Genomic DNA, 14,134 nt, shown 5'->3' on the forward strand with positions numbered 1-14,134 from the left:
GCTCTAGAAGGGGTACGCCGCCACGTCACCACGTACCGTCGTCCAGCGCACGTCGGTGAACGCGTCCAGGTTGGCCTCGCCGCCGAACCGGGCGCCGGTGCCGGAGGCGGCTATACCGCCGAACGGGGCGACGGCCTCGTCGTTAACGGTCTGGTCGTTGATGTGCACGATGCCGGTCGGGATGCGCTCGGCCAGGTCGAGGCCCCGGGCGGTGTCCCTGGTGACGATGCCCAGGGAGAGGCCGTAGGAGCTCGCCGCGGCGAGAGCGGCGGCCTCGTCGGCGGTGGTGAAGGGGCGCACCGGCGCGACGGGTCCGAAGACCTCCTCGGTGTACACGGGGGTCGCGTCGTCGACGCCCGCGAGCACCGTCGGCCGGTAGAACAGCTGCTCGTGGCTGCCGCCCGCGGCGAGCTTGGCCCCGCGGGACGTACTGGCCTCGACCAGACCGTGCACCTTCCCCAGCTGACCCGAGTCGATGAGCGGCCCGAGGTGGACCTCGGCGCGGTGCGGGTCGCCCACGGCGAGGCCGTCGGCCTTGGCGGCGAGTCGCTCGACGTACTCCTCGTACAACGACTGGTGGACCAGGTGGCGGCCGGTCGTCATGCAGATCTGCCCCTGGTGGAAGAAGGAGCCCCAGGCGGCGGTGGAGATCACCGCGTCGAGGTCGGCGTCCTCCAGCACGATCAGGGCGGAGTTGCCGCCCAGCTCCAGATGGACGCGCTTGAGGTGGCGCCCGGCGGCCTCGCCGACGGCCCGGCCCGCGGCGGTGGACCCGGTGAAGGAGATGACGGGCACCCGCGGGTCGGTGACCAGCGCCTGGCCCGTCTCCGCGGCGCCCGGCAGGATGTGCAGCAGCCCCTCGGGCAGACCGGCCTCCGCGAAGACCGCGGCCAGCGAGAGCCCGCCGCAGACCGCCGTGCGCGGGTCCGGCTTCAGCAGGACCGCGTTGCCGAGGGCGAGGGCGGGGGCGACGGAGCGGATGGACAGGATCAGCGGGGCGTTGAACGGCGCGATCACGCCGACGACACCGGCGGGAACCCGGCGCGTGTACGACAGGCGGGGTGCCTCGCTGGGCAGGACCTGCCCGGCCGGGCGGGAGGCGAGTGCGGCGGCCTCGTAGCACTCCTGGGCGGCCACGTGCAGTTCGAAGTCGGCCTTGCCGGGTATCGAACCGGACTCGCGGACCAGCCATTCGCGCAGCTCGTCGGCGTGCGCGGCGAACAGGTCACCGGCCTTGCGCAGCACCCCGGCGCGCACGAAGTGCGGGACGCGGGCCCACTGGGCCTGGGCGGCGCGGGCGGCCTCGGCGGCCGTGGCGACGTCCTCGGCGGTGGCCAGGGTGACGGTGCCGAGCGTGTCGCCGGTGGCGGGCTCGGTGACGGTGTACTCGTCTCCCGACAGGGGGCGGGACTGCCAGGCCTTGGGGTCGAGCAACGGCATGGGCGACTCTCCGTTCGATCACCGGCGGGACTCACATGAGGAGCGGAAGTCCCGAGTAGTTGGCCGCCAGTTCGGCGGCGGCGTGACGGGATGCGGTGATCCGGCGCAGACGTGCGAGCTGCATCCGGTGGTCGAACGCATCCCCATCTGGTTGAGCGTGCAACATCCTAGTCATGTCGTCGGAGAAACGGCTCGCCTGCCACACCCGCCGGAGGCACAACTCGGAGTAGCTGTCCAGGAGTTGTGTGTCCCCTGTGCGGTGCAGATCGATGAGGGCGCGGGCCAGGACCCGTACGTCCGACACGGCGAGGTTGAGTCCCTTGGCGCCCGTCGGCGGGACGATGTGGGCGGCGTCGCCGGCGAGCAGGAGTCGTCCGTGGCGCATCGGTTCGTGGACGTAACTGCGCATCGACGTCACGGACTTGGCGGTGATGGGCCCGCGGTTCAGGGTCCAGTCGGCGTCGATCGCGAAGCGGGCAGCGAGTTCGTCCCAGACACGGTCGTCGGGCCAGTCGTCGGGGTCGGTGCCGACCGGGACCTGGAGGTAGAGCCGGGAGACGGACGAGGAACGCATGCTGTGCAGCGCGAAGCCGCGTTCACCCCGCGCGTAGATCAATTCGTCGCCGGACGGCGGCACTTCGGCCATGATGCCGAGCCAGGAGTACGGATAGTCGTGCGCGTACGAGCTGCTGATCCCGGCCGGGAAGGTGGCGCGGGAGATGCCGTGGAAACCGTCGCAGCCGGCGACCCAGTCGCAGGTCAGCGTCTGTTCGCGGCCCTCGTGCCGGAACCGCACGACGGGCGTGGCGCTCTCCGGCTGCTCTACGGCGAGCGCCGCGGCCTCGAACAACAGCGGTGGGCCGTCGGCGAGTTGGAGCGCGACGAGGTCCTTCACGATCTCGGTCTGGGCGTAGATCGTGACCGTGTGGCCGCCGGTGAGAGCCGGGAAGTCGAGGTGGTGGCGTTCCCGGTCGAAGCGCAGCTCGATGCCCTGGTGCACCAGGCCCTCCGCCTCCAGCCGCTCGGCGGCACCGGCCTCGTGCAGCGCGTCGACCGTGCCCTGTTCCAGCATTCCGGCCCGCTGGCGCTGCTCGACGTAGCTGCGAGTCCTGCTCTCCAGGACCACGCAGTCGATGCCCGCGCAGTGCAGCAGGCGGGCGAGGAGGAGCCCGGCGGGGCCGCCGCCGATGATGCCGACCGTCGTGCGCATTCCACGCCTCCCTGGCTTCGACGGTACGTCGGCCGGACGCCGGCTGCCTCAGCTGGACTCGCGGTGCACCACCGTCGCTCCCAGCACCTTGTGCGTCTGGGGTGCGGCGCCGGGGTTGCGCACCGCGTGGTCGACCAGCTCCGCGAGGTCGCGGCCGGACGGCAGTTCGATGTGGACCGTGCTCAGCCTAGGCCGCAGCAGCCGTCCGAGCATCAGGTCGTCGGCGCCGATGACGGCCGTGTCGGCGGGGATGCGGACGCCCTCGTCCTGCAGGGCGCGCATCAGCAGCATCGCGTACTCGTCGTTGTAGGCGAACACGGCGTCGAGGCCCCGGTCGCGCCAGCCGCGGGCGAGCCGCGCGGCGGACTGCTCGTCGTAGGTGAGGGGCAGCTCGGTCACGGTGGCGTCCGTGCCGTGCAGGGCACGGCGCACCCCTTCGAGACGCGGCGCGGAGAAGGACTCCAGGCCGTCCTCCTCGGGGACGACGACGCCCACCCGGCGCCTGCCTCGGTCGTGGAGGTGGCGGCCCGCGCGGTACCCCACGGCCTCGTAGTCCATCAGCAGGGCGTGGGCACCCTCGACGGACTCGGGTCCGAGTGAGACCACGGCCCGGGCGCCGGAGCGCTTGAGCACCGTCACGCCCTTCGGGCCGAGGCCGGAACCCGAGAACAGGACGGCGGCGGGGCGCAGCTCGGCCCAGGCGCGGGCGGCCTCGTCGCCGTGCAGGCCGACGCTGCCGTGCTGCACGACGGTGTAGTCGAGGCGGCCGAGCGCCAGCTGGAGGTCGCTGAGGAACCGGCCGTACAGGGAGCCGACGGGGAAGCTCGGGGCGGGCATCAGGACCATGCGGCTGTGCCCGGCACGCAGGCTGCGGGCGGCCGCGTGCGGGACGTACCCGAGTTCCTTCGCGGCCTCGTGGACGCGGCGGCGGGTGGGTTCGCTGATCCGGACGGCACTGGTGTTGTTGAGGACGTAGGAGACGGTCGCGCGCGAGACGCCGGCCAGGCGGGCCACGTCGGCGCTCGTGGGTACCGAGCGCTGTGCGGGCAGTGCGGGCGCGGGCGTTTTCGGTATCTGCACCATGACGTACCGCATCTTTGCAGAACCTGTGCGTAGCGGTCGGGTCAGGGTCCCCGCCCGGTCATGCCTCGGTGCGCGTCATGCGGGTGACCAGGTCGGACCAGCCGTTCTCCAGCCGCTCCATGGGCATGCCGCACTGCTTGGTCAGGTGGTGGATCAGGCCGGGGTCGAGATACGCCATGAGCGTCTGGGCGAGGAGATCGCAGTCGGCTTCCGGCGTGATCTGCCGCAGCAGCATGGCGACATGGGTGTGCAGCGCGCGGTACGAGGGGTGGGCGAAGCGGCGGGTCGGCTCCGGCTGCGCGGCCAGTTGCAGGTCCAGCTGCTCGGCCGCGCGGTACAGCACCGCGACACCGAACGCCCGCAGCCGCTCCACCGGCGGGGCACCCGGACCCAGCGGCGGCGGTCCGCCGATGAAGTCGGCCTGCAGCTTCCGTGCGGAGTGGTCGAGCAGGGCCGTCAGCAGGCCGGTGCGGTCGCCGAAGCGGCGGAAGACGGTCCCCTTGCCCACGCCGGCCGCCGCGGCCACCGCCTCCATGGTGACGCCGGCTGCCCCGTGCTCCGCGATCAGCTCGGTCGCGGCCTCCAGCAGCCGGGCGCGGTTGCGGGCCGCGTCGGCGCGCAGGCAGGGCTCGTCGGGGGCAGAGCCGACCTCCAGCAGCTGGGGCTTGCCCTCGGGCTCCTGAGACTGCGGGAACGGCGGCAGTACGGCGGACATGACGCCAGCGTAAAGCATCGGGAATGAAACTGGACCGCGGTCCGGTTAAGGTGCTAGAAATTAAACGGACCCCGGTCCGGATCGTAACGGCAGTGTTTCAGCATCCTTGGAGTTCGCATGTCTGTTCGCATCCTCGCGCTCGTCGGCAGCCTTCGCGCCGGTTCGCACAACCGTCAGCTCGCCGAGGCGGCCGTCAAGCTCGCCCCCGAGGGCGCTGAGGTCGTGCTCTTCGAGGGCCTGGCCGACATCCCCTTCTACAACGAGGACATCGACGTCGAGGGCACCGTCCCCGCCACCGCGGCCAAGCTGCGTGAGGCCGCGCAGGCCGCGGACGCGTTCCTGCTCTTCTCCCCCGAGTACAACGGCACCATCCCGGCCGTCCTGAAGAACGCCATCGACTGGCTGTCCCGCCCGTACGGCTCCGGGGCCTTCGGCGGCAAGCCGGTCGCCGTGGTCGGCACCGCGTTCGGCCAGTACGGCGGCGTGTGGGCGCAGGACGAGACCCGCAAGGCCGTGGGCATCGCGGGCGGCAAGGTGCTGGAGGACGTCAAGCTGTCCATCCCCGGCTCCGTGACCCGCTTCGCGGAGACCCACCCGGTCGACGACGCCGAGGTCGCCGCGCAACTGACCGAGGTCATCGCGCGCGTCCACGGGCACGCGGGCGAGGTCGTCGCGGCCTGACCCGGACCCGAGGTCCTCGTGGAGGGGCCGGAGCCGAGCGCTCCGGCCCCTTCTCGCATGCCCGGCCCCTCCTCAGCCCTTCCTCCTGCGTCAGGCCACCGCCGTGGAGGCCAGCCCCCGCAGTTCCTCCAGCGCCGCCGCCACCGCCGGCCGCTCCCGGCGACCCCGGCGAACACAGGTCAGCACCTTGCGGTGCGGGTCGCCGACGCAGCGGACCCGGGTGATCGGGACTTGCGGGGTCAACTGGAACAGCCGTGGGATCAGCGCGACGCCGAGCCGGCTGGCGACCAGGAGGGCGGTGACATTCCAGTCCAGCGCGTGATGGATCACGTCCGGGGTGAACCCGGCCGCCCCGCACGCCGACATCACATGCGGGCGGCAGGGGCTCTGCGGCACCGGCGCGATCCAGTCCTCGTGCGCCACCTCGGCGAGGTCGACGCGTTCGAGTCCGGCCAGCGGATGGTCGTCGGGGACGACGAGGTCGTACGGGTCGTCCAGCAGCGGCTGCTGGTCGAAGCGCGCGTCGCTCAGCGGCGGGTTGTGCGGGGTCACGTCCACCACCGCCAGGTCGACCTCCCCTTCGAAGAGCAGGTCGAAGCTCTCCGGCACCGCCGTCTCGCGGATCCGTACGGTCAGCTGCGGATGCCGCTCCCGCATCCGCACGGCCATCGGCGCCAGCAGAACCGACACGGCCGTCGTGAAGCCGCTGACGCGCAGTTGCCCGGCGGGGGCGCTGTACTCGGCGCGCAGGTCCAGCTCGGCCGCCTCCCAGCGCTCCGCGATCGCATCCGCGTGCGCGAGAAGACTTTCGGCCGCCGCGGTGAGGCGCACTCCGCGGCCCTGGGGTTCGAGGAGGTCGACCCCAAGGTCACCGGCCAGCTGACGGATCTGCTGGGAGGCGGCGGACGGGGTGAAGTGCAGGGCGCGGGCGGCCGCGGTGACCGTGCCGTAGTGCGCCACGGCCCTCAGTACGTGCAGTCGGCGCAAGTCAATCATGAAGGCCACGCTTCAAGGTGACGTCCAGAAAGTCAACCTGGACGTGCATGAAAGCGCACCGCACCCTTGATTGTGTCGCGACGGTCAACCAGCCACGAGATACGAGGAGTCGCCATGACCAGCACGACCGGCACCGTCTGCCCGCACTGCGGATGGCCCGACGGAGCCGAGCCCTACCAGGTGGTGTCCCGGCACACCACGGCGGCGGGCAGCACGGTGTGGACGCGGTGCGCCTGCGGTTCGTTGCAGGTGCGCATGGTGGACGCCCGAGGCATGCGCGTCGCCTCCCGCAGCCGGCCCACGGGGACTCCTGCGCACTCCCCCGGCCGGTGACGTCGGTTCAGTCGAGCCCGGCCAGCCGCTGTACGGCAGGGGCCGCGAAGTGCTCGATGAAGGCCGCCGGTTCCCCGGTGCGCGGGCCGAGGATCACCGTGTCGATGCCGAGCTCGGTGTAGGCCGCGATGTCCCGGGTGAAGGCGTCGAGGTCGCCGCTGACCGCGGGCTCCCCGGCGTAGAGGATGGTCCTGCGGATCTCGTCGTAGTCGCGCCCCTCGGTGTCGCAGTGGCCGCGCAGCACATTGAGCTTGTGCCGGACCTCCTCCGGCGAGGAGGCGAACAGGTTGCACGCGTCGCCGTAGCGGGCGACCAGCCGGAGCGTCTTCTTCTCGCCGCCCCCGCCGATCATGATCTCGGGGCGCGGGGCGCTGACGGGCGCCGGGACGCAGAGGGTCTCGGCGAGGCGGTAGTGCTTGCCCTCGAACGGGCCGTTGGCCTGCGGGTCCCACATCTGCAGGCAGATCCGCAAGGTCTCCTCCAGCCGCTCGAAGCGCTCGGCGACCGGCGGGAACGGCACACCGAGCCCCTCGTGCTCGCGGCCGTACCAGGCGGCGCCGATCCCGAGGGTGGCCCGGCCGCCGGACAGCACGTCGAGCGAGGTGGCGATCTTGGCCAGCAGGCCGGGCGGACGGTAGGTCACGCCGGTCACCAGCGCACCGAGGCGGACGGTGGAAGTGTGGGCAGCGAGGTAGCCGAGGGTCGTGTAGGCCTCCAGCATGGGGTCCTCGGCGCGGTCGTTGATCTCCATCTGGAAGTAGTGGTCCATCACCGACAGCCAGCTCAGACCCGCCGCCTCGGCCGCGGCGCCCGCTGCGCCGAGTTCGGCTCCGAGCGCGGGGCCTCCGCCGGGATGGTCGAACCGGTTGATGTGCACGCCGACGCGCATGACCTGTCTCCGCTCACCCGGATTTTCAGCGACCTTGCCGACGCTAGATCTTCGAGCGCTCTCGAAGTCAAGCCCCGCCGCCGAGGCGGCCGTCAGACCACGCCGTCAGGCCACTCCGTCAAGTCGCGCCCGCGAGTTGGTCGCCGAGTGCGGTACGCCGGTACAGCACGCGCCGTCCGTCGCGGGCCCGGGTGACGAGTCCCGTCGCGTGCAGCACCTTCAGGTGTTGGGAGACCGCGCTGGGCGTCACGCCGAGGCGGCGGGCGAGTTCGACCGTGGGGAGCGGTTCGGCGAGCAGCCGCAGGACCGTGGTGCGGGGCGCGCCGAGCAGCGCGGTCAGGGCGGAGGCCCCGGGCTCGGGCCGCGGTTCCCACAGGGTCGCGGCACCCCTGCTGGGATACGCCAGCATCGGCGCTTCGGCGGCGCTGACCGGCGGTGCGGGTTTGTGGGAGAACAGGGAAGGGACCAGGCGCAGTCCCCGCCCGGAGCCGTCCACCTCGTGCCGGGCGATCATCTGGTCGACGCGCAGGACGCCGTCGCGCCAGCGGACGTTGCGGTGCAGGTCGGAGAAGAGGAGGTGGGCTCCGCCGGTGGCCAGTTGCCGGGCGCGGTGGGTGATGTCGGCCTCCAGCACGAGCCGCATCCGTGGCCAGTCGGGGCGTACGACCAACTCCCAGTACCGGTGCAGGAGTTCGCACAGTTCATCCAACAGCTCCGCCACGGGCGCGTCGCCGGGCGCGGTGATCTGTCGCAGGGCGTCCGGGAGGGGGTGCGGGGCATGGGTCGCGAGCAGGTCGCGTCGTACGAGCTCCGGTGGCGTCGTCCCCACGACGGTGAGCTGGTCGTCCAGCGTGGGTGCGAAGGTCGTCGGGCGCGGGGTCAGGAAGTCGGGCAGGGTCAGGTTCCGGCCGACCAGGGCCCGCAGCAGCCGGGCGTCGGCGGGGTCGAGGCGTTCCAGGACCGACCGGCGCCATGGGGTGTGCAGGGGGTAGAGGCCCGGGGCGCGCAGGGCCCGCAGGCTGCCCATGACCTCGCGCAACGGCGAGATCGCGAACCGGGTGTCCGCGAGGTCGTCGACGTCGAGCAGGAAGCTGATCATTAAGCCTCCGGCTACATCCTTTGGCAACCGTCCGTCGCTGCCGTGCACTTCGGCGTATGACGGATCACAACTCCCGGCAGGCTACCCCGGCGATCGCGCTGCTCGCCTTCGCCTGCGGGGTCGCGGTGGGCAATGTCTACTTCCCGCAGGCGATCGGCCCGTTGGTGGCCTCGGGCCTCGGCGTCTCCCCCGATTCGGCCGCCACGGTGGTGACCGCGACCCAGTTCGGCTACTCGGCCGGCATCTACCTTCTCGTGCCGCTCGGCGACCGGCTGCGCCCCCGCCGGCTGCTCGTCACCCTGCTCACGCTGACCGGCCTCGCACTGCTCGCCGCGAGTTCGGCGCGGGCGTTGCTGCCCCTGGTCCTCGCGAGCGCGCTCGTCGGGGCGGTGACGGTGATCGCGCCGCTCGCCGGTGTACTGGCGGCCGGCCTGGTGCCCGCCGAACGGCGCGGAGTCGTCAGCGGCACCCTGCTGAGCGGTTCCCTCGCCGGGATGCTGCTGTCCCGTGCCGTCGGCGGCGCCCTCGGCGACTGGCTGGGCTGGCGGGCGCCGTACGTCCTCGCCGCCGCGCTCTCCTTCACGGTCGCCGTCCTGCTGGCCCGCATGCTGCCGACGCTGCCCGCGTCGGCCCGGGCCCCGTACCCGGCGCTGCTCGCCGCACCCCTGCGGCTGCTGCGCACCGAACCCGAGCTGCGCCGCTCCTGCCTGTACCAGGCGACGGTGTTCGCCGGGTTCTCCGCGGTGTGGACGGGCGTGGCGCTGCTGCTCACGGGGCCGGTGTACGGCATGAGCGCGAAGGCGGCCGGGCTGCTCGCGCTCGTCAACGCGGCGACGATGCTGTGCACTCCGGTCGCCGGGCGGTTGGTGGACCGTCGGGGTCCGGACCGGGTCAACCTCGTGTGCTTCCTCATGGTCGGTGCCTCGGCGGTGGTGCTGGCGTTCGGCGGCCTGGGCGGCGTGCCCGGGCTGACCGCGCTGGTCGTCGGCACGCTGCTGCTCGACGTCGGCATGCAGTCCGGGATGGTCGCCAACACGGTGCGGATCTACGGCCTCGGCGCGGACGTCCGCAGCCGCCTCAACACCGCGTACATGACCTGCGCCTATCTGGGTGGCACGGCCGGCTCGTGGCTGGGTGCGCGGGCCTACGGCCGCTTCGGGTGGAGTGGCGTGTGCGCATTGGTCGCGACGCTCACCGCGGTGGCGGTCGCCCGCCATCTGAGCCGTCGCAGAGCCGTCACCGGGCCATGTGCTCCGGCTCGGCCTGCTCCCGCTCCCGCTTCTTCGAAGCCCGCAGGCTGGTCACCGTCGTGATGGCCAGGACGAGCACGATGAAGCCGAGCGAGAAGGGGATGCTGATCTCCGGGACGTGCACGCCGGACTCGTGCAGCGCGTGCAGGACGAGCTTGACGCCGATGAAGCCGAGGATGATCGACAGGCCGTAGCTGAGGTGGACCAGCTTCTTCAGCAGGCCGCCGATGAGGAAGTACAGCTGCCTGAGGCCCATCAGGGCGAAGGCGTTGGCGGTGAAGACGATGTACGGGTCCTGGGTCAGCCCGTAGATCGCGGGGATGGAGTCGAGGGCGAACAGGACGTCGGTGGAGCCGATCGCCAGCATCACGACCAGCATCGGGGTCATGACCCGCTTGCCGTTCTCGGTGATGAACAACTTGGTGCCGTGGTACCGGTCGGCCACGCCGAAGCGTTTCTCCACTGCCTTCAGCAGCTTGCTCTCCTCGTACTCCTCCTCGTGCTCCTCCTTGCGCGCGTCCTGGATGAGCTTCCAGGCGGTCCAGATCAGGAAGGCGCCGAAGAGGTAGAACACCCAGGAGAACGCGGAGATGATCGCCGCGCCGGCCGCGATGAACCCGGCGCGCAGCACCAGGGCCATGATCACGCCGACCATCAGCACGCGCTGCTGGTACTGCGACGGCACCGCGAACTTGCCCATGATCAGGACGAAGACGAAGAGGTTGTCGACGCTGAGCGACTTCTCCGTGATGTACCCGGCGAAGAACTCGCCGGTGGGCCCGCCACCGCCATGGACGAACAGGCCCAGTCCGAACAGACAGGCCAGGACGACCCAGACGATCGTCCACGTCCCCGCTTCACGGATGGAAACGTCGTGGGGTTTGCGACCGATGAAGAAGTCCACGGCGACGAGCGCGCACAGGGCGACGATCGTCAGCAGCCAGACGGAGAGGGAGACGTTCACGGGTTGTACTCCTGGTGCAGGCGGGACCTTGACAGCGTTGTCGCCGGCCGGCATCCCTTCCACCTACGACAGGTGAACAACGGGTCATGTCCTGGCAAGCTCCAGGCTCACGCAGGTGCCACCCGCCGGACGGCGGGGAGGTTCCGCCGAACGGCGGCCCTCCGGGCGGGGACCGGTGAGCAGATCATGGCCGCAGAGCCGCAGAGCCGTCCGGCACCCGCGTGCTGCCGTGTGAGGAGACCCCATGACCCAGGCCCCGCCCCCGCCACCGTTCGACCCCGAGCTCGCCGCCGCCCTGGAGCTCATCAAGGACATGATCTCGCCCGCCCTCACGATGGACGAGATAGCGGACGTCCGCCAGGGCCCGGGGATCGAGATGCTGGCCCGACTCGACCTCACCATGGACGGCTTCTTCGAGGTCGAGGACCGCGCGGTGCCTGGTCCCGAGGGCGCACCCGAGGTCTCCCTGCTGATCTGCCGGCCGGCTGCCGCGGCCGGCGCGGGTCCGCGGCCCGTGATCTATCACGTCCACGGCGGCGGGCTGATCATCGGCAACAACCGTGTCGGCGTCGACGTTCCCCTGGCCTGGGCGAAGGAACTGGACGCGGTCGTCGTGTCCGTGGAGTACCGGCTCGCGCCCGAGCACCCGTATCCGGCGCAGATCGAGGACGTGTACGCCGGGCTGGAGTGGACGACGAAGCACGCCGCCGAGCTGGGGGGCGATCCGCAGCGGATCGTCGTCGCCGGTGCCAGCGCGGGTGGCGGGCTGTCGGCGGCGCTCGCCCTGCTCACCCGGGATCGCCGGGGGCCCGAGCTGATCGGGCAGATGCTCATGTGCCCGATGCTGGACGACCGCAACGACAGCCCGTCCACCCACCAGATGGCGGGGCGCGGTGTCTGGGACCGTACGGCGAACGAGACCGGCTGGACGGCTCTGCTCGGTGAGCTGCGGGGCGGTCCCGACGTCTCCGCGTACGCCGCGCCGGCCCGTGCCGAGGAGTTGTCCGGGCTGCCGCCGGCGTTTCTGGACGTCGGTTCCGCGGAGACGTTCCGCGACGAGGTCGTCGCCTATGCCTCGCGGATCTGGCAGGCCGGTGGGGTGGCCGAGTTGCATGTATGGCCGGGCGGCTTCCACGGATTCGACGGCTTCGCGCCGCAGGCGGCGGTTTCGCAGGCCTGTCGGGGGGCGCAGCTGGCTTGGCTGAAGAGGCTGTTGAACGGGTGAGATGTGGGTGCCAGGGGCGAGGGTTGCGCCTACTCGTCTGCCGGGTTGTGGTGTTGCGCGGGTGCGGGTTGTCTGTGGCTTGTCGCGCGGTTCCCCGCGCCCCTGGGCGGGCCGCCGGCCCCGGGGTTTTTCCGTCGGGGTGAGTTCGGCCTTGACTCCGTGCCGCACCATGGGCCTATGAAAGAGCTGGCCGGACGTCTGACCGCGTTGGATCCGGATGCCGGGGCGGCCGTGCGGGTCATCGCCTACTTCGATCGGCTCGCCGAGTCGCGGGCCGGGCTGGAGGCGTTGGTGCGCGGTGCCGCCGTGCTGGCCGGGGTGCCGGCCCGGCTTGTGGACGCGGACCGGCGGGTGCAGGTCAGGGTCGAGGTCGACGGGACGCGGCGGGACAGCGCTGTGCCGCCGGATCCCGCGTGGCCGAGCGCCGCGCTGACGCCGGGCGGCGTTCCGGCGCTGTGGCTGGAGCGGGCCCAGGACGCGGAGCCGAGCGTCGTGGACGCGGTGATCCTGGAGCGGGCCGCCGGGGCCGTACGGCTCGTGCTCGACCGGACCCGGGGACGGGCGCCGGCCGATGACCCGGCGCTGGTGGAGACCGTCCTCGATGCCACGGCTCCGGAGGCGGCGCGCCTGCACGCGGCCCGCCGGCTGGGGCTCGACCCCGCCGCGGCGGCGCGCGTCCTGGCCCCGTTCGCCGGCCAACCCCGCATCGTCCCGGCACACTTGGACGCCGAGCCGCCCGTCGTCCGCATGGGCGTGGGGCCCGCGGTCCCGGTGCTCGACCTGCCGCGCTCCTGGTCGCAGGCCCGCGTCGCGCTGCGGTTCACGGCCGAGGGCACCGCGCAGGACCCCGGCCCCGGCGTCGTCCACGCCGACGAGCTGGGCGGCATCGCCCTTCTCGCCGACGTCGTACCGTCGGGCTCCGAACCGCCGCCCGACGTACAGGCCCTGGAGGCGGCTGCGGCGACCACGCCCTGGCTGCTCGCCACGCTGCACGCGGTCGCCTCGACGGTGAGCCTGCGGGCGGCGGCGTCAGAGATCAACGTCCACCACTCCACCCTCCAGGAGCGACTGGCCCACGCCGAGCACCTGCTGGGCTGGCCCCTGCGGACTCCGCAGGGCAGATTCCGGCTGGGTCTGGCACTGGCCGTGCGGCATCTGGTGCGTAATTAGTGGGGCCTTGTCGATTGGCCGAGCCTCTGGATCATGCCCGCGAAGGCACCCCCTGGCGGCCGTGCCCCGTCGCCGTCACTGTCACTGTCACCGTCACCGGAATTCGTGAACCACCTCGATCTCGCCGACGATGTGGGCGTTGAACTCGCCCAGTTCCTCGGCCGGCACCCACAGTTCGAGGATCGTCTCGCCGCCCGCCTGCTGGACCGGATAGCGGCTCAGGAACTCCGACTCGACCTCGAACCGGGTCACAAAGCCGGCGCCGTCGTGCTTGACGTTCCAGTCCCGGGCGATCTTCACGGCGTAGTCCTCGTTGAGCACCGGGTAGAAGATCGGCTGCTCGGGCAGCCTCGGTGGCCAGGCTCGCCAGTTCAGCTCGCGCACCAAGTCCAGCTCCTTGGGGCCGGTGGGTCGCCACAGGGTGGTCGTTGAGGTCGGGCTGCTCATGGGCGGTGACGATATCCACGGGCCGGCCTCGGCAGCCACGGAGTTTCAGCCGGCGGCAGCCCCACTGCTTGCATGCGCGCTATACGCGCACTCGCCGGAAATTTCACGGATGGCCTATCCTGGAGGTCATTCATCTCGGGACGGAGGACTCCGGCGCCATGACCGCCACGGACCCCGCGCTCACCGCGCTCGCCCAGGGCTGGTGCGCGCTCTCCCTGCTGCACGGGAGGATCGAGGCGCACATCGAGCGTGCCCTGCAGAGCGGGCACGACCTGAGCGTGCGCGAGTACTCCCTGCTCGACGTGCTCAGCCGCCAGCACAGCGGCGAAGGCGGCCATCTGCAGATGAAGCAGGTCGCCGACGCCGTCGTCCTCAGCCAGAGCGCCACCACCCGGCTCGTCACCCGGCTCGAGGACCGCGGCCTGCTCTCCCGCTACCTCTGCCCCACCGACCGCCGCGGCATCTACACCGACGTCACCGAAGCAGGCCTGACACTCCTCAACGAGGCACGGCCCACCAACGACAAAGCGCTGCGCCAAGCCCTCGACGAGGCCGCGACCAATCCCGAGCTGGCCCCGCTGGTCCGGGCCGTCGAGACGCTCCGCATCCCCGCCTGAGGGCCCGGCTTCGCG

At 71.8% G+C, this 14,134-nt stretch carries 15 protein-coding genes; 6 read left to right on the forward strand and 9 right to left on the reverse strand.

Features of this window, described 5'->3' with window-relative positions:
- Positions 1 to 3: 3 nt before the first annotated feature.
- From ACZ7L5_RS10680 to ACZ7L5_RS10695, 4 genes are read right to left on the reverse strand one after another with little or no spacing between them, the layout of a single operon-like run.
- The gene (locus ACZ7L5_RS10680; protein WP_471516145.1) at positions 4 to 1,440 is read right to left on the reverse strand and encodes a benzaldehyde dehydrogenase; all 1,437 of its coding nucleotides are present in this window, start codon (positions 1,438 to 1,440) and stop codon (positions 4 to 6) included.
- A 31-nt stretch (positions 1,441 to 1,471) separates the two neighbouring features.
- Positions 1,472 to 2,650: a 4-hydroxybenzoate 3-monooxygenase gene (locus ACZ7L5_RS10685; protein ID WP_471516147.1), complete on the reverse strand. Its 1,179-nt coding sequence runs from the start codon at positions 2,648 to 2,650 to the stop codon at positions 1,472 to 1,474.
- Positions 2,651 to 2,698: 48 nt separating this feature from the next.
- A complete protein-coding gene (locus ACZ7L5_RS10690; RefSeq protein WP_471516149.1) occupies positions 2,699 to 3,733 on the reverse strand; it encodes a LacI family DNA-binding transcriptional regulator in 1,035 nt (344 codons plus the stop codon).
- Positions 3,734 to 3,791: 58 nt separating this feature from the next.
- Positions 3,792 to 4,466 (reverse strand): TetR/AcrR family transcriptional regulator, encoded by a 675-nt coding sequence (locus ACZ7L5_RS10695; RefSeq protein ID WP_391404370.1) that lies wholly within the window; start codon positions 4,464 to 4,466, stop codon positions 3,792 to 3,794.
- A gap of 99 nt (positions 4,467 to 4,565) precedes the next feature.
- On the opposite strand from ACZ7L5_RS10695, the gene ACZ7L5_RS10700 reads away from it, so the two are divergent.
- Positions 4,566 to 5,129, forward strand: a complete 564-nt coding sequence (locus ACZ7L5_RS10700) for an NADPH-dependent FMN reductase (protein ID WP_328877616.1) — start codon at positions 4,566 to 4,568, stop codon at positions 5,127 to 5,129.
- Between the two features lie 90 nt (positions 5,130 to 5,219).
- Here ACZ7L5_RS10700 and ACZ7L5_RS10705 read toward each other — a convergent pair whose 3' ends face one another.
- Positions 5,220 to 6,125, reverse strand: a complete 906-nt coding sequence (locus ACZ7L5_RS10705) for a LysR family transcriptional regulator (RefSeq protein ID WP_471516152.1) — start codon at positions 6,123 to 6,125, stop codon at positions 5,220 to 5,222.
- Between the two features lie 114 nt (positions 6,126 to 6,239).
- Between ACZ7L5_RS10705 and ACZ7L5_RS10710 the strand changes: the two genes are divergently transcribed.
- On the forward strand, positions 6,240 to 6,458 hold the full coding sequence (locus ACZ7L5_RS10710; protein ID WP_363036094.1) for a hypothetical protein: 219 nt from the start codon (positions 6,240 to 6,242) through the stop codon (positions 6,456 to 6,458).
- Positions 6,459 to 6,465: 7 nt separating this feature from the next.
- On the opposite strand, the gene ACZ7L5_RS10715 is transcribed toward ACZ7L5_RS10710, so the two are convergent.
- Both ACZ7L5_RS10715 and ACZ7L5_RS10720 read right to left on the reverse strand, forming a co-directional pair.
- Positions 6,466 to 7,347, reverse strand: a complete 882-nt coding sequence (locus tag ACZ7L5_RS10715; RefSeq protein ID WP_471516155.1) for an LLM class F420-dependent oxidoreductase — start codon at positions 7,345 to 7,347, stop codon at positions 6,466 to 6,468.
- Between the two features lie 118 nt (positions 7,348 to 7,465).
- Complete coding sequence (locus ACZ7L5_RS10720) at positions 7,466 to 8,446, reverse strand: ArsR/SmtB family transcription factor (RefSeq protein ID WP_471516157.1); 981 nt, start codon at positions 8,444 to 8,446, stop codon at positions 7,466 to 7,468.
- Positions 8,447 to 8,502: 56 nt separating this feature from the next.
- On the opposite strand from ACZ7L5_RS10720, the gene ACZ7L5_RS10725 reads away from it, so the two are divergent.
- Positions 8,503 to 9,759, forward strand: coding sequence for an MFS transporter (locus tag ACZ7L5_RS10725; RefSeq protein WP_471516159.1), 1,257 nt, complete (start codon positions 8,503 to 8,505; stop codon positions 9,757 to 9,759).
- Here the strand turns inward: ACZ7L5_RS10725 and ACZ7L5_RS10730 are convergent.
- A complete protein-coding gene (locus tag ACZ7L5_RS10730; RefSeq protein ID WP_471516161.1) occupies positions 9,683 to 10,660 on the reverse strand; it encodes a TerC family protein in 978 nt (325 codons plus the stop codon). The two genes, ACZ7L5_RS10725 and ACZ7L5_RS10730, sit on opposite strands and share 77 nt — an antisense overlap.
- 244 nt (positions 10,661 to 10,904) lie before the next feature.
- On the opposite strand from ACZ7L5_RS10730, the gene ACZ7L5_RS10735 reads away from it, so the two are divergent.
- Both ACZ7L5_RS10735 and ACZ7L5_RS10740 read left to right on the forward strand, forming a co-directional pair.
- On the forward strand, positions 10,905 to 11,885 hold the full coding sequence (locus ACZ7L5_RS10735) for an alpha/beta hydrolase (protein ID WP_471516163.1): 981 nt from the start codon (positions 10,905 to 10,907) through the stop codon (positions 11,883 to 11,885).
- Positions 11,886 to 12,062: 177 nt separating this feature from the next.
- On the forward strand, positions 12,063 to 13,055 hold the full coding sequence (locus tag ACZ7L5_RS10740) for a helix-turn-helix domain-containing protein (protein ID WP_471516165.1): 993 nt from the start codon (positions 12,063 to 12,065) through the stop codon (positions 13,053 to 13,055).
- 93 nt (positions 13,056 to 13,148) lie between these two features.
- Here ACZ7L5_RS10740 and ACZ7L5_RS10745 read toward each other — a convergent pair whose 3' ends face one another.
- A complete protein-coding gene (locus ACZ7L5_RS10745; RefSeq protein ID WP_363050690.1) occupies positions 13,149 to 13,502 on the reverse strand; it encodes a hypothetical protein in 354 nt (117 codons plus the stop codon).
- Positions 13,503 to 13,660: 158 nt separating this feature from the next.
- On the opposite strand from ACZ7L5_RS10745, the gene ACZ7L5_RS10750 reads away from it, so the two are divergent.
- Entirely contained in the window at positions 13,661 to 14,119 is a 459-nt protein-coding gene (locus ACZ7L5_RS10750) for a MarR family winged helix-turn-helix transcriptional regulator (RefSeq protein WP_384190288.1), read from the forward strand.
- Positions 14,120 to 14,134: the final 15 nt, after the last annotated feature.

The organism is Streptomyces sp. NPDC107528 (genome assembly GCF_055639295.1).